Raw genomic sequence first — 19,737 nt, forward strand, 5'->3', positions numbered from 1 at the left:
ACAAAGTCTTTCTCTTTGCATCCGACATTACCTGCACCGTTCTGTAGGCTCTGTGCACCCATACCAGAAAAAAGAGCAGCATCAGCTACTCTTTTTTAATGTTGATACACACATATCGCCAGTTTCAAGTCAAACAGGTCAGGCAAGATACTCCGCCATAATCTGCTCGATATCATATGGCGTCACACCTTCATCGACCGCATAGATGGTATCGGCCTGATCCTTCGTGTCCACCAGCTCACCTCTCGCTTTGGCGTGCAGCATGAACAAGTCATACAGGTCAGGTTTACGTAAGGTGGTCATCGCCTTGCCCATCAGCACAATGCCCTTCTGATTACCCTCGACATTATTGTGGTAGTCCGGATATCTGGTCAGCGCCAGATCCGTCCAGATGATTGTTCGCTCGACCAAATCGAGAATAACCGGAATGACAATCTGGGTGTCTGCAGTGATATCGATCTTGTTCTCCACCGTGGATGGCTCATAGATTTCGCCTGAACCGGGCTTCTTGCGCATCATCCAGCCTGCAAAACATTCCGGCAAATTACAGTACGGATGGCTCGTGAAGGAGTGCAGTGTCGTCACCACATAACGTCCGCCATAATTCACAATTGAGGGCATATGCAGATCGATAAATTCACTGGCACCATGAGGTGCAGTCACAATATCCCCGCTATGGGCCGCTTTGTATTTGACGGATCGCAGATTGGTGTAGGAGATATGTTCAACGTAATTCCAATTCTCATCATACATGACCGCTGACAGGTCAATATCCACACGCCCCGTAGGTGTGCCGTCCACCTTGCCCTCCTTCCACCAGCTGAAGAAACGTATCGTATCTCCTTCACCCATCGGGATGCGGCTTCCACGCACAATGGTTCGCAGAGCTTTGCTCGCGGATCGTTGTGAAAAAGGAACCAGATAGTGTTGGAGACGTTCATCGATATACGTCTTTCCGAGTGCTGGAAAGTCAGCAAACCGTGTAATCAAGGCCTGCTCGCACAATTGCACCACTTCCTGGCAGACCGCCTCGTCAAGCTCCGGCAGCTCATTCGGGATACCAAAAGCCTTCGCAACATTGCCTTTTGGAAAAAAGACCCGCAAATCCGAGGCTTCATTCCGCTGTGCAAAATGCTGTCTCACCTGCAATAACACGGGTGTGGATACCTGTGCAGCCACTTCACCAAAGGCCAGCAGTACATACACTTCATCTTCGGTCATCCGCAGCAAGTGATCCAGTTTTCTTGCGAACTCACCTGGACGCTGCGACAACAGATCAATCAGGCTCCAGACATTCCGATATTGGAAGGCAAGTTCCACACTTCCGTTGAAGGTCGAATAAGGCTTATTATTACGCAAAATATCAAAGGCTTTTTCGCATCGTGAATACCGAAGCTTATATTCCGAAGGATGCAGAATTTCGCCAAGGCGAATCCAGCGATCCTTATATCGAAGCATATCCTCCGTGATGGAGCCACATTGCTCCAATAATCCGAGCAAAAGGCGTCTCTCACGGCGTTTGAATTTGCGGAAGGGAGAAGCCGCAGCGAGGCTGACATCACCGTCGGACCAGGCAACAGCCAGACGCAGAACATCACTTGCCGTTTTGAAATACGGACTGATCCGGTCGATGTTCGCCTTTTCATGCTTCAGCAGCGAGGCGACCACGAAGCCTACATTTTCTTTGAACGGAATCTCGGCGGGTAGAATCGCATCCACTTCTTCCGGGCCTGCATGCTCCAACACGGTATCAACATCTTTCTTGTCCGTTTCCGAGATGGAACCTTTCGCTTCAATGATCTGGCGGATGAGTGTCTGGAATGCTTGTTTGTTTCCCAAACCAATGACTTTCAAGTCCGTCTTCTCCAGCAAAGGCATTCTCTCCACAGATGGTTGATCCGTATAAACCACAGTTAAGTTGGTAAGATAATGAATCATTGCATTAAGGTATAACTCCGCTTCTTCCGCTTGCATCACCTGCATCGGGAATCCTGCATACATCGGTGTGTATTTCACATGTGCGCCGACCATGACTCTCAGATCAGCCACAAGTTGATGATATACTGCTTCAAATTGTTCCTTGGACAGCTGCCGCATCGCCTGCATTAACTCATCCGAGAAAGTGTATCCGAGTGCTTCAATATTTTTAAGGGCAGTCGCCAGGTATGTCTTCGGCAACTGTTGCTTCCCTTCATTAGTTTCAATGAAGAGTTTGTTCGCTCTGCGCAAATAGATCGTATTGTTCATGATAAAAGAGTCCAGGAAAGCCACATCCCTATATAACATGAAGGTTAGGGTTAGAAGGAAGGAATGTGATAGCCTGGACGCCTCCTCTCTGATAATGAAATCTTCAGGAGAGCTGCGACCCTATGATATCTCCAATGATTGTAGAAGGAAGGATCGCAATAGCCTGAAGGCCAGCGGTTCAAAGTTTGTCACCCGAACCTCTGGTGAACCCATCATCTCAGATTCCACGATCTGCCAACAGGGCGAAAGTATTACGACATGAATTTGATGAAATAGGGAAAAGCCTTTGCCGACCCCCAATGTCAGCAAAGGCTTTTCGTTTTAGATTGCGTTTACTTATCAATCAAGTTGGTTACTTTCAACATCCTTGCAATCAGTGCAGTGACCTCAGCACGGGTCATCGTGGTCTTCGGACTCAGAACCTCTGGTCCATTACCTTGGATGATCCCCGCGGCGATCAACTGGGCTACATCTTCTTTCGCCCAATTCGATACGTCCGCTGCATCACTGTAACGTTCCAGTTCAGAGTTCATCTGATCCGGGCTGATTGCCGCATCCGGTTCAATCAGACGATAGGCACGAGCAACCATGGCGAACCCTTGCTCGCGCGTGATTTCCTGATTACCGTAGAAACTCCCATTATCGTATCCGCGAACGATACCCAATTCATTCGCAAGAGCTACCGCATTGCGGAACCATGCCGAATCGTTAACGTCAGGGAATAGATTCTGTGGTGCATCCTGACGCATTAAGCCAAGTCCAAGTACAACAATCTCGGCGAATTCGGAACGGGTAACCTGACGGTTCGGTGAGAAGGTGTTATCTCCGTTACCTTTCAGATCTAATCTCGCAGCGATGTTGTTCACATCAATTTTGCCCCAATGGGATCTGGCATCTTCGAAATCCTGCAGATTCCAGATAACTGAATAACTTCCGCTGCTACGCAAGTCATTAATGAGCGCGTAGTAACGGCTATCGACTTTGGTAACAACCGTTGGTACATGGAAAATGCTACCGTCCGGGTTGATGATCACGCCTGTGGTAATCCGGTTCGGATCGATACCTTCCGGAAGTGCAATATACTTCGGTGCATAACCGTTCAGCTGACCGGATCGAACCGTTTGTCCATCTTTTGAGAAGGTGAGATCCAGATCAACCGGTGTGACAAGTAGCTCATATCCTTGGGAAGCGGCTCTTGTTTCGGCGCTGTCAATCAACGTATCGGATGAACGTGCGATATTGATATGGACATCAATATCATTCAATGCTGCATGACCAAGCTGCCTGGAGACACCGTTTAAGTCCATTTTGCCACCAGGTACCGGATAGATTGCCAGCGGATTGCTGATGTTTAGTTTGGAACCTTGATCCACTAATTGTTTCAATGTTTCGAGGGTCAAACCGTCCACCTTCATATTCCCATCATTCGGCGAATGAATGGCGAACTGCTGACCTGTGCCTTGTGACATGGCATCTTTCAGCTTGGCTGGATCAACTTCAACCATTGTTTCTTTGTTGTCTGATGGTTTGGATGTAGCAAACGGTTGGTGACTGCCGTCCCGAGTTGTTTCCAGATTATCCTTCACGGGTGCCGGCGTTGGCGTTGGTGCTGGCACTGGCGCAGGTGCAGGAGTGCTTCCACCGTTACCTCCCGTATTTCCACCGCCATTGTTGCCACCACCGTTGTTACCATTATCACTGGATGCTCTGTTCACGTTGATTTTGTACTCCGTAACATGGCCAAGTGAATCTGTGACTTTAACAACAATGGTATTTCCGCCAACTTGAAGCGGTAAATTCTCACTGGCACTGCCACTTGTAACCTCGTTCCATTCTCCATCTGCAACCGCTATTTCAATCTTCGCAAGTGGATCAAGTGCCGTTGGCGTTAATTGGAATTGATATACGCTATTCGGCACAGAGATGGTGTACGTGTCTTTAGCCGGATCAAAGGCTGGAGACAAACTTCCTGTGGACGGGATCAGCGTTTGCAGCGTTGATGTGTCAGTACCCGTACCAGCCTTCTTGATAAGACCCTTCTGGGCATCTACCAAATCCTGATACGCTTTTTCCACTTGTTCCGATGTTGCATTTTCGTCATCGAACACGGATTGAGCAATTTCTAACGCATCTTGCAGCGTTTGCCATGTTTCTGGCGTGTACTCCTCTTTGTCCAGTTCGCCTGTTTCAGTCTTACCGTTAATCTCATCGAGTTTGGCTTTCAACTTCGCCTTATCAATAACAACAACATAACTTTTCGCATCTGATGCTTCTGAATCTGCATAGGCTGGATTGTTCGTCTTCGCTGTGACTGTCACCGTGTAGGTGCCAGCTTTCAGCGGTGGTTCCAATTGCGACAGGTTAAGTACCGTTCCAGGCACCTCCACTGTACGCTTCGTACCATTTTCCATTTCGATCGTTACTTCATAGTTATCCGCATGCTCAACTGTTTCCCATGTCAACTCATCGCCGGTCAGTGTGATGTCTGGCGCCGTCAAAGGAGCGGTAGCAGTCGCAATGGTAAAGTATGAATTCGGACCAAAATTCGAGGTATTAAGGGTTACTTGGCCATTCTGAATTAAATGTAACGAGTTTGGATTAGCAAATTGTGCATCATCGCTGATCACAAGATACTGAGACAACCCCGAGGTACCTCCGGTATCATCTAACTGAAGTGTAATCTGTGATTCAGTCCAGTTTGCTTTCTGTACTTTGTAGATGCGCTCCATCCCAAGCAGTTTTTCCTGATCTTTCGTCATCGGTGTTTTGAATTCGGTATTTGCTCCATTATCACCAAACGTAAAGAAAGAAGAATCGTTTGAAAAACTATTTTGATTCGCAGAATTGGTATCCTCGATACTGTTGCCCAATGCAATCGTCAATATCGATCCCTGCTCCTGCGCCTTGGCTTGTTTCTGCATCAAGCCACTTTGATCATCTCGACCAATGCTTGTAACGCGATGGGTATAGGCTGCATTCACATTTGAATCCCAGATCGTAGCCATGTTTGAATCAACATATGAATTGGCTGTCGTCTGATCTAGCGTATAGCCGTATTTGATCGCCAGATATGTGCTCACTTTCTGGCGTTCCTCGTCCGTCAGAGCATGATCGTATACGATAATTTCTTCAATCGTGCCCTGCCAATGTTCAACACTCGCAGTTGCTGGAATAAGTTTACCGATTACTGCTCCGCCAGAGTTACCCGTATCCCATAGCTTAACATTATCTTTTCCCCAGTCATTTAATTGCTGTACCTGCTTCATTTTACTGTACAATCTGGCTTGGTTTATACCCGTATCTCCGCCTGTCCAAGTAACAAATTGCTCGTTCGGGAACATCGTTCCCATAAATCCTTCGGCAGTGTATAATGTCTGGTTCTTATCACTGTTAAATGTGGTCAAGCCGCCTCTTGTGTTATTCTGAAGCATCCCTATTCCAGTATAACCACTCGTTTGGGCTCCCCAGGAAATGATATAATTGATGCCTCCAGGTTTATTGGTTTTGCTAACCGTAATAATTGATCTGGCAGTCTTCCCTTGGGGAAGCTTACTTACATCCAGATTCATGAAAGTTTTCGTTCCGTCATATTCCAATACCGGATTAAAATTAATATTATGACTCTGGTCATTCCAATAAGTCGTTTGGTTATCGACCTCATCTTGTGTTGCGTTGTTTACTTTACTACCTTGATCTTCCCAGGTACTCACCTTCTGACCGCTGGTAACTTCTATGCCCAGATCAGATCGCAGCCATAGTGAAGGAGAACCCACTCCACCTGGACCCGATGTGCTTCCACCATTCACCAGGGTAAGTCCTGTCCGTGCATTTGTTAGTTCCTGAAGCGCATTGTTGACTTGCTCTTGTGTTACATTTGGTTCACTAAGCACTTGTTCTGCTGTGTTCAGCGCATCATGAAGCACAGTCCAACTAGCTGATGTATATTTTGATTCTTCCAGGTTTTCACCTGTGATTTCGTCATATTTGCCTTGTAGAACTGACTTGTCTACTACGATAATATCCCTGCGTATTGGTTCTGCAGAGATTCCGTTATTCGTTGCTGTAACCCTCAATGTATATTCTCCAGGCGACAATGCAGAGGAAGGTGTGAATTCCCATGTTCCGTCTGGGTTGACTGTAGCTTCACCGACAACGTTCTTAGCTGGGTCGGATTTGTTTACCATTGTAATGGTTACCACGGCCCCAGATGTAACTGAACCTTTCAAAGTAGGCTTGGCACTTACCGTAGAAAGATCCAAAGGAGTACCCAGTTCCAGATGCACTGGCATTCGATATGTCAGAATAACCTTATTCGCTTGATTATCATATGCAACCGCTGCCGTCGTATTGATATCAGATACAAAGAATGTCTGGTCTTCTTGCACTGCTTGATATGGGGATCGACCTATCGCAATGTCGACAACCGGATTCATATCTTCATCAGGCATAATCTTGGCATATACTCCAACCTTCGATCCCAATTGCATAGGACCAACCAAGGTCAGATAAGCACTACCGGTAGCTGTTGTATTCTTCAGGTACACATTACGTTGGTTCCCATCGGTATTAAAATTATCATACACATAGGCTGTTCCTCCAAAATCAAAACGAGCATCGGCGGCACTTCCCCGCATATACACAGCAACATTCCCTATTGTTTCACCTTCGCTTAATTCGGTTCCCAATAACTTGTTACCCGTTATTTTGCCTCCGGTCATCCTGAAGTTAGGACTTTGGTATAGTCCCACCCCAATAATGACTCCATTTCCATCTGAAATTTCATTATCCGTAATCAGACCATCCTCAATGACCAGAGAGCCTCCTGAACCAGCACTTAGTACCGAAGGAGGGTTCTCTTTTACATTTCCCGATACCTTGTTGTCATGGATTATGGTGCCCTCCTGGATGACAACCATTGAATTCCCCCCGCTAGTGGATATAACGGTTGCAGGCTGACTAGCGCTCGCTTTCACGATGTGATTTCTAATCTCAGTCTCTTTAAAATTCACTGTTCCGCCCGCACTACTGATTCCATATATCTGGCCGTTGGTGCTTACGTGATTGCCATCTATAATGATTTTCTCAAAAGTTACACTATTCGCTCTATTCCCACCACTGATCTGAATCAAGTTTCCATTAACAAAACTCTCACCACGTATAATGGAGTATGTATGGCCCTCTGCAGAGGTTATTGTCATATTCTTCCCGGCAGAAGAGATCGCCAAGGTGGACTCCTGAATGATGTTACTTTGCAGGATTATCATTCCTGTAGCATCAACCAATTCAAGTGCCTTTTCTATTGTTGCCAATGGTGCTTCTGCCGTACCCGTTCCACTGGTATCACTTCCAGTCGATGATACGTAGACATTGCCATCGGCCGCACTTGCTATCGGAGCAAACAGCGACGATATGGTTGACAATAGGACCACAAAAGCCAAAAATGATATTTTTATTGCCTTAAATACTTTCAAGTTCACTTAACCTCCTATGTGATTCGAATGTTTGGGTCATTTACTGGGCAAACATTAACGCAATTCTGCTTCTTCTAAGGCCCAGCTGTTTCTGACACTTATCGTTTTCATTCTACACATAGCCTCTTACCAAACTCTTACCAAACCTTTCTCTAACAAACACAACCAAAAAACAGCCCTGCAAATGAAACTGCAAGGCTGCCTATATCCAATTACATATTAGATTGTTTCCATTGCTGGTACCACAACTCAACTTCCAAGCCAGGACGTATGCCCGCCTCTTGTTCTAACGCAGTGACCAACTGATTATATTGTGCGATTACAGGATCTTTATTGCCTAATTGATCATAAGTCTTCATTAACGCCAGTCCAACTTGCTCCAATGATGGTTCGAATTGCTGTACCCGATGATATAACGTGAGTGCTTCCGTATTTTGCCCTAATTCAATATAATACTCTGCGAGATGCATGGCGTGGTTACGCCAAAGTGCATGCAGCCGCTGGCGCTCCAGCTCAGCCCATACGTAATCGTCCTCGCCATAATATTTGCCTTCATATTGATCTGAGGTCTGCCGATGTTCCGCTATTGCAGACGAAGATAATGGAGACAATCGGTTAAGACGCCTCTCCCATTCTTCCGCGTCAACCCTGAATTCACCCGTTTCCAATAGATAACCAAACTGTTGATAGCGAATGATCATCTTGTCCTCGCCCATGAGTTCGTTCATCATGCTGCGTAAGCGATGGATGCCACTGTGCAAATTGGATATACCCCTCCGCTCATCCAAATCTGGCCACAATAGTTCAAGTAGCGTATCCCGCTTAATCGGTTTGTTCCGATGGTGGAGCAAATAGGCGAATAACTCCCTGATTTTGGTTGTTCTAAACTTCATATGTTTTGGAGGTTCATTCGGATGCAGTTGGACTTGGAGCATCCCCAGACAACGGATCAACATGGATGGCCCTTCTGTTATATTCAGACTTGCTGGCACCGTTCGGCGTTGATACATCTTCATCGTTTTTTCCAAACGGTCACGCGTTACAGGCTTCATAATATAGTCCAGCACTTCAAGCCCATAAGCCGTCAGTGCATGTTCGTTATATGCGGTTGTGAAAATAACTTCTGTCCCAGGAGAAACCTCATGGATCCGTTCGGTCGCCTCGATCCCGTTCATCCCCGGCATTTGAACGTCCATGAAGACGATTTCCGGCAGATGAAGTTTGATCTGATCTATGGCTTCCTGTGCCGTCAGAAAAGAGCCGATAACTTCGCAATCCTCCCTCTCTAGCAACAGTTTGTTCAACCTGCTCAGAGCGAGATATTCATCATCTACCAAAATCACTCTCATATGCACAACTCCTCTGGCTCACTGATCACCCTTTAATCTATAATTTTACCATAAATCCTGACGTGGGACCGCTATCATTTGAATATAGAATCTATGTTCTGTATTCAAAAAAATGTTCTTCAATACCAAATGGCATGCAGGATTTTGAAGTAAACTGTCGAAAACTAAAGTCTGCCATGAAACCAATAACCTATAAAAAGATACCCCGATATGTAATGCTGTCGATTCTATTCCTGACTATTTTGCTTGGCTTTCGTTGGATATGGTCCGAGTCTTTCACTATACCCGATCATCCTGAACCCGCTAACGGCGTGCTAGACCTTCGAGGTTGGGACCTCGCCAATGCTTCACCCATATCCCTGGATGGAGAATGGGAATTTCACCCCCATGCGTTAATCTCTAATCGTGACGTGAAAATAACGGATAACCCATCCACACGGATTCAAGTTCCCGGTGACTGGCGTAATGCATTACCACAATCCTCATCGTCGTTCGGATATGGAACGTACCGTCTTCGCATACTTGTAGATCCATCCGTGACGGAAGTCTCGCTCTGGGCTCAGAAAATCCAGACTTCATCCATTATCGAGATGAACGGGACCGTTGTTGCCGAATTTGGTCAACCCGCCACCCATGCCGAAGCCTATCGACCGGAACGGACTGCATTTGCGACTTCCTATGCGCTTGGCGGTTCCACCGAAATCAATCTCCTGGTGCAGACAGCTAACTTTGATGACCCTTATAGCGGAGGGATCACGCGCTCTCTCTATTTTGGCTCTCCAGAAGCCATTGGAAGTGAACGGGGATTATCCATTGATCTGCAGAAGATTACGTTTGCCATACTGATCTTGCATAGCTTATACGCTTTTATTATGTTTCTGTTTATCCGCAAGGAACGAGCTCTGCTGACGTTCTCGATGCTAACACTGGTAGCTGCCCTAACGGTAACCTCTGACCATGACAATCTGTTATTGAGTTGGATTCCACTCAACTTCACTTGGATCGTCAAGGCCAAAGCGTTATCCTATCCATTGTTCGCATTCTTTCTTTTACAGATGGCTCGAAGTTTCTCCCATAGTCTACAAGGCCGTAAACTTTTTCGTATCTACGCCAGCGTGCTTGGTGTGTACTGTGTATTTTTGCTAATCGCACCAGTGACCTTGATCTATCATGTACTTGAGATTGGACTTTCTGACTTCCTTTATCTGTTTGCCATCGGCTGGTCTGTGTACCTATTCTTCCGAATGGCAGCTGAGAAACGAAGTGACGCAAGCTTTTTGCTCTTCGCAGCGACGAGCAGCTTATCCAGCGTACTGTGGGGAATCGTGAATTCCCGTAATGAAATTACCAACGTGTATTACCCCATTGATGTGATTGCAGCCATATTCGGCTTCTCTGCCTATTGGTTCCGAAAATACTTCCGTAACTCAAGCGAAATCGAGAAGTTGTACGAACAGCTCAAAGAGGAGGATCGCCAGAAGGATCAGTTTCTTGTGAATACGGCTCATGAACTGCGTACACCGCTGCATGGCATCATCAATATTGCCGAGAGCATCGAGGTCCGTGAACGGCGTACATCAGGTGGTCAGAAGCAGGCAGAAGACATGAAACTGTTAGTTACCATCGGCCGACGCATGTCACAACTCGTTGATGATCTCCTTGACGTGATTCGTCTGAAGGAAAAACGCATTAAGCTTCAGAAGAAACCATTATCTCTTGCATCTGTCATTCCAGGTGTAATCGGTATGTTCCGATTCATGGCAGAAGGTAAACCTGTCCACATGCAGGTGAATATCCCGGGTTCACTACCGCTTATTCAGGCCGATGAGAGAAGACTTGTTCAGGTTCTCTACAACCTGTTGCATAATGCGCTCAAATTCACCGATGAAGGTTCGATTACGGTCTCTGTTCAGGAACATGGAGAGAGCGTCTTGATTCAAGTATCGGATACAGGTGTTGGCATAAGTGAGGAGATACAACAGCGCATATTCGAGGCGTATGAGCAGGGTACTCCAGAAGCTCGCTTAACTGGAGGAATTGGCCTCGGTCTTAATATCAGCAGGCAGCTCATCGAACTCCATGGCGGCCAGCTCACCGTGCAATCTGTACCTGGGCAAGGATCCACCTTCCAGATCTCGCTTCCACGGGAAGATACCGCATCGCTATCAGATCAGACTGAGCAGGGATGGAACGCTCACAGCTTTGAGGAAATTGCGATTGCAGAGCCACAGCAGCAGAACTTATCTAAGGATATAACTGCCGCAAGAATTCTTGCCGTCGATGATGATCCTGTAAACCTGCGAGTACTGATCTCCATGCTTGCGAATGAACCGTATCATATTCGACCTGCGGCTTCCGCGCTTGAGGCACTCGAATTATTGGATACGGAGCCTTGGGACTTACTGATTGCCGATGTCATGATGCCTCATATGTCCGGTTATGAACTGACCGAGAACGTACGCAAGCGTTATTCGGTATCGGAGCTTCCGATTCTGTTGTTGACGGCTCGTAACGAACCAGCGGATGTATACGCCGGATTCATGGCCGGTGCTACGGACTATGTCACCAAGCCCGTGGATGCCGTTGAATTAAGGCAGCGCATCGGGTCTCTGATCGTACTGAAACAATCCATTGATGAGCGACTGCGCATGGAGGCTGCTTACTTACAAGCACAGATTCAGCCCCATTTTCTTTTTAATACGCTCAATTCCATCATGGTGCTTAGTGAGATGGACACGGAGCGAATGCAGAAACTGGGCGATGCTTTTATCGAGTATCTTCAGACCAGCTTTCATTTTGTTAATTCGGAGAAAATGGTTGAGGTCACGCATGAGTTGGATCTCTCCCGTGCCTATCTCTACATTGAGAAAGAACGATTCATGGATCGGTTGAATGTGATCTGGGATATTCCAGATGATCTTGATCTATCCCTTCCGCCACTCACCATTCAACCGCTCATTGAGAATGCTGTTCGACATGGTATTCTCAGCAAAGTTGAGGGTGGAACCGTGCATATCCGAATCATCAACCAAACAGCGTCCACCTTGATCGAAATCGAGGATGACGGTGTGGGGATGCAGCCCGAGCAGATCGAACGGGCATTGGCGTGGCCCAAGAAGGGACCAGGAGGAACTGGAGGCATTGGATTAACCAATACACATCGCCGGTTGACCCAGATGTACGGACAGGGCTTAAGCATCGTCAGCTCACCGGGTCTGGGCACGAAAGTATCCTTTGTCATCCCTTTGGACCGCAGCACAGGAGTCTGAGTGATAAGATAGTTCTATACCCTACAGGTTCTGACACACCAAACAAACCAAAAGAGAGCTAAGCACGGGCTTCATCCCGACTTGGCTCTTTTTTGGCTTAATCATTATCTAACGCGCTAAGTTAATGGTTATACGTGCAGGACATGTTTTTCATCCGATAATCCCAGCGCTTTGGCTGTTGAAGAATGAACCTCTTTGAGCAGATCCAGGTTCTCTACAAGTGATATGCCATAGGATGGGATCATTTCCTTGACCTTCGGCTCCCATGCCTCCATATGCTGCGGGAAGCAACGCTGAAGAATCTCAAGCATGACCTGAACTGCGGTGGACGCACCTGGTGATGCACCTAGCAAGGCCGCAATCGTTCCATCTGCAGACGTGACCACTTCCGTACCAAATTGGAGCGTCCCCTTGCCACCTTGGACGGTATCCTTGATCACCTGTACACGCTGCCCCGCCAGAACCATATCCCAATCCTCGCTCTTCGCACCCGGGACAAAGTCACGCAATTCTGCCATACGTTGTTCTTTGGATAACATCAGTTGTTGGATCAGGTACTTGGTCAAAGAGATTTCTTTGACACCTGCTGCAAGCATCGTAAGCAGATTATGCATCTTAACCGACGTGATTAAGTCGGCATTGGAACCCGTCTTCAGGAACTTCGGCGAGAACCCGGCAAACGGTCCGAATAACAGCGACTTCTTATTGTCGATAAAACGGGTATCCAGATGCGGAACGGACATCGGCGGAGCCCCTACCGAAGCCTTGCCGTATACTTTGGCATGATGCTGTTCCACGACTTTTTGATTTTTGCACACCATAAAGATCCCACTGACCGGGAATCCGCCGATATGTTTACCTTCCGGAATGCCCGCCTTCTGGAGCAAGTGCAGACTTCCGCCGCCCGCACCAATGAAGACGAATTTCGCCTTATGGCGTTCGACTGCACCACTCTTCAGGTTTTTCACGGATAATTCCCATTGTCCATCGCTGGTGCGTTTCATATTCTTCACGCTATGTTGGTAGTGGATGCCCACGTGTTGTTCCTTCAAATGTTTGATCAGCATACGCGTTAAAGCACCAAAGTTAACATCCGTACCGGAGTCAATTTTGGTCGCTGCTACAGGTTCATTACTTGTACGATCTTTCATCATCAGCGGCATCCATTTCGCCAGCTCTTTCTTGTCATCCGAGAATTCCATGCCTGCGAACAGCGGATGATTCGACAAGGAGTCATAACGCCTTTTCAAAAACTGGACGTTGCTCTCTCCGTGTACATAACTCAAATGAGGAATCGGCATAATGAAGTCCCGCGGATTACGAATCAGACGACTATTGACGAGATAGGACCAAAATTGCTTTGAGATCTGAAATTGTTCATTCACTTTAATCGCTTTGCTAATATCTACGGTTCCGTCTGGTCGTTCAACGGTATAGTTAAGTTCGCACAATGCAGCATGCCCGGTTCCGGCATTATTCCATTCGTTGGAGCTTTCCTCTCCTGCAGTGGCTAGCTTTTCGAAAACCTTAATATTCCAGTCTGGTGCCAATTCTTTTAGCAAAGTTCCCAAAGTTGCACTCATAATTCCGGCACCAATCAAGATAACATCTGTACTCGTTTGTCCCTGGCTCATGTCTACCGTCCTTATATCCTATATTTGCCAAAAGGATGTAAGCGTTATCGATTTGGCATTTGCAGCAAACCCATTCTTGAACGGGATCGCACCTTCTCTGAATGAATATAACCTTGATCTAGTGTATCAATAATATAGAGCAATTTAAATATGCAATTTCAAGATATTTGCTATTCCATCAGTATACGCTAGATTACATCGGAACGTTAGCCCGGTTATAGGCCTGAAAGATTTATTTGTTCAAAACAAAGAAAGGAACCCGGTTTTAAGGGGACTTGGCACATGAAATGTTGTATAGCCTTATTAATTCGTGAAAATGGATGCGCTAAGAGCCGCTCTCGAATATCTTCGTATAGCGGCTCTTTATTCATTTAAAAATGACCATCACAGCACACGGCGTTTCAGGAAGTACTCAGAAGATCGAAATCAGTTCTTTCGTGTACGGATGGCGTTCTTCTGCGAACAACGTATCCGCGCCAAAACGGTCAACGATTAAGCCTTCCCGCATGACGATAATGCGCTGGCTCATGCGATGCACAGCAGCCAGATCATGCGAGATGAACACGTATGACAGACCAAGCGTTGTCCGGAGATCAGTGAGTAACTGCAATACAGCACCTTGCGAGATCACGTCCAGGCTGGCTGTCGGTTCATCCAGGACGACGACGTCCGGCTCAATGCCAATGGCACGCGCGATCGTGACGCGCTGACGCTGTCCACCACTTAGCTCATGGGGGTAACGTCCAGCTATATCGCTTGGAAGCTCGACCGCTTCAAGCAACTTTTGGACATAGGCGTCCTTCGACGTGTAGGTAAAGTGGGACAGCTCGGCGTTCCGTCCAAGTTGTTCGTACGGATCAATCAGTGAATCAGCAATCTTGAGTTTTGGATTCAGTGCGGCCATCGGGTTCTGGAATACAATCTGCATCTTCCGCCGATGAGGTCGCAACCGTCGGCCGCTCAGCCGCGCGATATCCTGTCCGCCCAGTGTAATCGAGCCTGTATCTGCATCTTCAATCCGCAGCAGACAGCGGGCGAGCGTACTCTTGCCGCAGCCGCTCTCGCCAACCAGACCAAGACACTCGCCGCGGTTCAGAGCGAAGGATATATCATTCACAGCCGGTCGGTCTGCACCTGCATACGTTCGGCTAAGATGTTCCACATGAAGCACAGGTTGATTAAGCATGCTGGGCGAGGAAGCAGTCTTTGCAACGGCGTTATCTGTAACGGTATCTGTATCCGCATGATCCATATCTGTAGTAGTTATGACTGCCTGTTCTGTACCCGTAGTATCTATGACCACATTGTCTGTGTCTGCATTGATCTCTGCATGGTTTACGTCTTTCGTAAAGTCGTGGCTTCGCACACCAGACTCTTCGGACTGTATGAGTCCATGGTGTTCTTCATTTGCAGTCGTCTTCATTCTGTTCCCGCCTCCTTCAATCCCGACTTCAGCGAGCGACTCAGAACGGGAGCCGCCTCAATCAGCTGGCGCGTATATTCATGCTGGGGATGGTCAAGAATGCGATGTTTTCCGCCCGATTCGACGATCTGACCTTCCTTCATAACAGCCAAACGGCTGGCATAGCGGCGTACATGGCGCCAGTCGTGCGTGATAAACAGAATCGCACAGCCCGTCTCCGCTTGCTTGCGTGCCAGCAATTCCAACACGCGATGCCCGGACACACTGTCCAGTGCCGTTGTCGCTTCGTCAGCGATCAGCAGACGAGGGGAGAGCATCAGCGATGTGGCAATGGAGGCCCGCTGAAGCTGTCCACCACTCAATTGGAACGGATAGCGGCGCAGCAATTCAGAGCCAAGGCCAACGGATTCCAGCGCTTCCTCAGCCCGTTTCTTGCGGATGGCAGAAGACTTCTCCCCATGTACCTTCTGGTATTCATCAAAGTGTCCACCAATGCTGCGAAAGGGCGTAAACGCTCCCTGATAGTCTTGAAAAATATACGAGATGCGGCTTCCCCGCAGGGCGCGCATCTCCTTCGGCTTCCGTTCGAGCAAGTTGCTGCCTTCGAACATGACTCGCCCCGACGCATGCAGGTTGGGCGGCAGCAGACGACCAATGGCTTGCGAGAGCAAGCTTTTGCCGCTACCGCTCTGTCCAACCAACGCCATGAATTCACCTTCACGAACAGCCAGAGAAACCTGGTCTACGATCGTACGGTCCCGACTGGAGATGCTCAGTTCCTCAATGGAGAGAATCATGGCTGCACCTCCTTCTTCACGTCAAACCGGTCTCTCAGATAGTCACCCAGCATGTTGGCGAGCAGGACTACCGAGACAATGGCAAGGCCCGGATAGATCATCAACTCTGGCCGTGACTGGAAGTAAGGCCGTGAGTCGTTCAGCATCGCACCCCATTCAGGTGTTGGTGGCTGTGCGCCAAGGCCAATGTAGGACAGTGATGAGATGAGCAGGATGATTTTGCCCAGATCAAGACTAGCCAGCACGAGTACATGGCCTGCGATATGTGGAAGCAGATGTTTTCTCATGATGCGACCGTCGGATAGTCCGTTGGTTCGGGCGATGCGAATGTAGTCCTTTTGGGACTCCGATAAAACCGTACTCCGAACAAGACGCGCATAGCTAACCCACTTTACGATCACGATCGCCAATACCAGATTGCCGATTCCCGCACCAAGCAGGCCACTTAGCACAATGGCAACGATGGTATCAGGAAATGCAAGAAAGGCATCCGCAATTCGCATGAACAGCTTATCGACCCAGCCACGTTTGTATCCTGCGATCAAGCCAAATGGAATACCAATCAGCAGTGCGGCACCAAGTGCCAGCAGGCTATAACCGAGCGTTTGCCCACCGCCAAGCAACAGACGTGTCAGTACATCGCGTCCCAGATGGTCGGTGCCGAACGGATGGAGAGCACTTGCACCCTGCAATCGTCCACGCAGATCGGTTAAGGTGTGGTCATGTTTTAAGTATAAAAAGGCATATAAGGAGGCCACGATGACCAGCAGTGCAAACAGCAGACCAATGATCGCCTGCCAGCTATGTTTTTTCGATTTTGTCGTTGGAATGGGCAGGGGCATGGTTTTCATCGGTGGGCCTCCTTTTCCTTAAGTTTCATTTCGGGATTCAAATAACGGTACGACAGATCAACCGCCGTATTCACGAGGAATACCACGATAGCCATGATCAGGATGTAACCCTGAATCAGTGGATAATCACGCTGGCGGATGGCATCAACGACAAGCTTGCCGATACCCGGATAAGCGAACAACACTTCAATCACGACAACTCCGCCAATCAGGCTGCCGAGACTGACGCCAAATACCGTAATGACGGGCGGCAGACTGTGCCGAAACGCGTGAAGCATGAAGATCCGGCCTTCAGATAACCCTCTTGCCCGAGCGGACCGAACAAACTCCTGACTCAGTGAATCTAACAAGCTGGAACGCAAAAGACGCACATAGACGCTGGAGATGGCGAGTCCCAGCGTCAGAGAGGGCAGAATAAGTGATGTGAATCCATCCCGGCCCATGGTCGGCAGATTGCCGAAGCGTACGCCGAACATGTCGATCAGGATCAGACCCAGCCAGAAGCTGGGCACCGCCGCACCCACAATGGATAGCATCCGACTTCCGCGGTCAATCCAACTCCCACGATGAAGCGCTGATAGCGAGCCGAGCGGGATCGCTATGATGAGCATGACCAGCAGCGCGCCAATCGTCAGTTCAGCCGTAGCTGGCAGTGCACGCATCAGGGTCTGCATGACGGGCTGGCCTGTCGAATACGATACACCGAAGTCGAGCCGAACAAAATCGAGCAACCAGTTGCCGAACTGGACAGGAAGCGAATCGTTAAAGCCCATCTCCTCGCGTACAGCTTCGACCTGCTCCTGGCTGACGGACAGTTCGTCTACGTTCAGGATCGTCAGCACTGGGTCACCCGGAGCCAGACGAATGAACAGGAAGCTCACAAACATAATGAACAACAGAAAGATAAATACCTCTAGAAACTTTCGAAGCAAAATGCGAAACATTACATCACATCCAGCTTATTGGTAATCATGTAATATTCACTGCGGGTGGTAACCCAATTCTTAATCTTCTTGCCGTTATAGGCCACGATCGTACCTGGATGCAGCACGAATGAATTCAGCACATTGTCATGCACGTAGTTGGCTGCCTTCTCGGCAAGCTCTGCGCGCTTCTCCGGTGCAACTGTGAGATTCAATTCGTCGATGATCTTGGTCAACTCCGGATCTTCCGATCCACTGAAGTTAAGAGCACCCTTCGGATGGTACGTTGCATTCAGGTAGTAACCAGCATCCCCACGCGGAGCGGTCAAATTACTGTACGTTGCAATATCCCAGTCCCGATTGGACGCCATATAATCTTCCGGTGTGTCGATTTGACGGATCTGCACATCGATCCCGATCTTCTTCGCATCCGATTGGAACACTTGGGCAATTAGCGGCAGATCGGCACGAGCTGAATACGTCAGCAGCGTCAACTGCAACGGTTTGCCGTCCTTGGTCATCACGCCGTTTTGCTGCGTGTATCCTGCTTCACCAAGATATTTTACAGCCACATCAGTTCCGGATTCCGTTGTTGTATCCGTATAGGTTGGTGCGAATGGCAACGATGGCAGGAACGGGCCGATGGCTCCTTCGCCGTAACCAAGCAGGATCGTGTCCACGATACCCTGACGGTCAATCAGCGCATCCAGCGCACGACGAACATTGAGGTCCTTCATACTTTCCCGCTGCATGTTCATGGTCAGCTGATGCACGCGGAATGTCGATGTAGACTCCACCTTCATGCCGTCTATCGCTTTGAGCGATTCGAGACTCTCGACCTCCGGACGGTATACGATATCAACCTGTCCAGATTTGAGCGCTAGTGTACGGGCATTGGCATCTTCATTGAATGAGAATGTGATGGAATCCAGTGGCGATGCTCCGTCCCAGTATTCATCATAACGATCCAGTTCCAACTTGCTGCCTGGGGTAAAAGAATTCAGCTTGAACGGGCCCGTACCAATGGGCTTGTTCACAACGTCCGGCTCACTCACGTCTATAATCGCCGTGTTCGGATTCACCAGCTCTGAAGCAAATTCCGGAAAAGGCTGAGTTGTGGTAATCTCCAGCTTGTCACCCTCGGCTTCAATCGTATCGATCTTCAGTGCGTTCTGGATCGCTACATTCTCTTCCAGCGCCCGCTCAAGCGATGCCTTAACGGATTCACCCGTCATCGGCTTGCCGTTCTGGAAGGTCACATCATCTCGCAGATCGATTGTCCAATGCTGACCGTCTTCGCTCTCCCAGCTCTCGGCGAGCCATGGAGCAACCGTCAGGTTCTCTTCATCGAGACGCACCAAAGTCTCTGTAATGCCCGCGCGCAGCGGCACATAGCTTGAATCCACATGTGGATCTAGCGAACTGGTGGAAAAGTTATATAGGAAGTGAACATTTTTATTATCGGTGGATGGCTGCGCAGCGGGACTGGACTCAGATGATCCGCAGGCGCTCAACAGTCCAGCGCTCAAGGCCAAGGAGACCAGCGCTAGCAGTGGCGTCTTTTTATTCAAGGTAATGCCCCTCTCTCTTAATCGTAATCATTATCATCTAAACAATGAGTATTATCATATCGTAATGATTACGTTTTGACAAGAGTTATGTGGGTAGTGAAACGAGAAAAAATCCGACTCTCGGATGAGAGCGGATTCTTCATGTTTTTTGTTACATATGAGGGTTTATTAGTGGGTAATCACTTCCAAAGAAAAGGACCGT

10 protein-coding genes are annotated in these 19,737 nt (G+C 48.3%); 1 reads left to right on the top strand and 9 read right to left on the bottom strand.

Translation table 11 applies throughout. The features are described from left to right. Positions 1–138 precede the first annotated feature (138 nt). From ABTV53_RS28485 to ABTV53_RS28495, 3 genes are all read right to left on the bottom strand, one after another. Positions 139–2,247: a TerD family protein gene (locus tag ABTV53_RS28485; protein WP_433749077.1), complete on the bottom strand. Its 2,109-nt coding sequence runs from the start codon at positions 2,245–2,247 to the stop codon at positions 139–141. Between the two features lie 332 nt (positions 2,248–2,579). Further along, positions 2,580–7,718 carry an S-layer homology domain-containing protein gene (locus ABTV53_RS28490; protein WP_433749080.1) on the bottom strand — a complete coding sequence of 1,713 codons (5,139 nt, stop codon included), beginning with the start codon at positions 7,716–7,718 and terminating at the stop codon, positions 2,580–2,582. 212 nt (positions 7,719–7,930) lie between these two features. Then, entirely contained in the window at positions 7,931–9,067 is a 1,137-nt protein-coding gene (locus tag ABTV53_RS28495; RefSeq protein ID WP_433749083.1) for a response regulator, read from the bottom strand. Between the two features lie 215 nt (positions 9,068–9,282). Between ABTV53_RS28495 and ABTV53_RS28500 the strand changes: the two genes are divergently transcribed. Then, a complete protein-coding gene (locus tag ABTV53_RS28500; RefSeq protein ID WP_433749086.1) occupies positions 9,283–12,336 on the top strand; it encodes a hybrid sensor histidine kinase/response regulator in 3,054 nt (1,017 codons plus the stop codon). A gap of 128 nt (positions 12,337–12,464) precedes the next feature. Here the strand turns inward: ABTV53_RS28500 and ABTV53_RS28505 are convergent, their stop codons facing one another. The 6 genes from ABTV53_RS28505 to nikA form a co-directional block, all read right to left on the bottom strand. Beyond that, positions 12,465–13,970: a malate:quinone oxidoreductase gene (locus tag ABTV53_RS28505; protein WP_433749090.1), complete on the bottom strand. Its 1,506-nt coding sequence runs from the start codon at positions 13,968–13,970 to the stop codon at positions 12,465–12,467. 412 nt (positions 13,971–14,382) lie between these two features. Beyond that, entirely contained in the window at positions 14,383–15,393 is a 1,011-nt protein-coding gene (locus ABTV53_RS28510; RefSeq protein WP_433749093.1) for an ABC transporter ATP-binding protein, read from the bottom strand. Further along, positions 15,390–16,190, bottom strand: coding sequence for an ABC transporter ATP-binding protein (locus tag ABTV53_RS28515; protein ID WP_421896182.1), 801 nt, complete (start codon positions 16,188–16,190; stop codon positions 15,390–15,392). The genes ABTV53_RS28510 and ABTV53_RS28515 overlap by 4 nt, the downstream gene beginning before the upstream one ends. Then, positions 16,187–17,041 carry a nickel transporter permease gene (gene nikC, locus ABTV53_RS28520; protein WP_433749098.1) on the bottom strand — a complete coding sequence of 285 codons (855 nt, stop codon included), beginning with the start codon at positions 17,039–17,041 and terminating at the stop codon, positions 16,187–16,189. Before nikC ends, ABTV53_RS28515 begins: the two co-directional genes overlap by 4 nt. Then, positions 17,038–17,985 carry a nickel ABC transporter permease gene (gene nikB, locus ABTV53_RS28525; protein ID WP_110000418.1) on the bottom strand — a complete coding sequence of 316 codons (948 nt, stop codon included), beginning with the start codon at positions 17,983–17,985 and terminating at the stop codon, positions 17,038–17,040. The genes nikC and nikB overlap by 4 nt, the downstream gene beginning before the upstream one ends. After that, on the bottom strand, positions 17,985–19,535 hold the full coding sequence (gene nikA / locus ABTV53_RS28530; protein WP_433749102.1) for a nickel ABC transporter substrate-binding protein: 1,551 nt from the start codon (positions 19,533–19,535) through the stop codon (positions 17,985–17,987). Before nikA ends, nikB begins: the two co-directional genes overlap by 1 nt. Positions 19,536–19,737 lie beyond the last annotated feature (202 nt).

Origin of the sequence: Paenibacillus amylolyticus (assembly GCF_050990605.1) — a bacterium.
Taxonomy (GTDB): domain Bacteria; phylum Bacillota; class Bacilli; order Paenibacillales; family Paenibacillaceae; genus Paenibacillus; species Paenibacillus amylolyticus_H.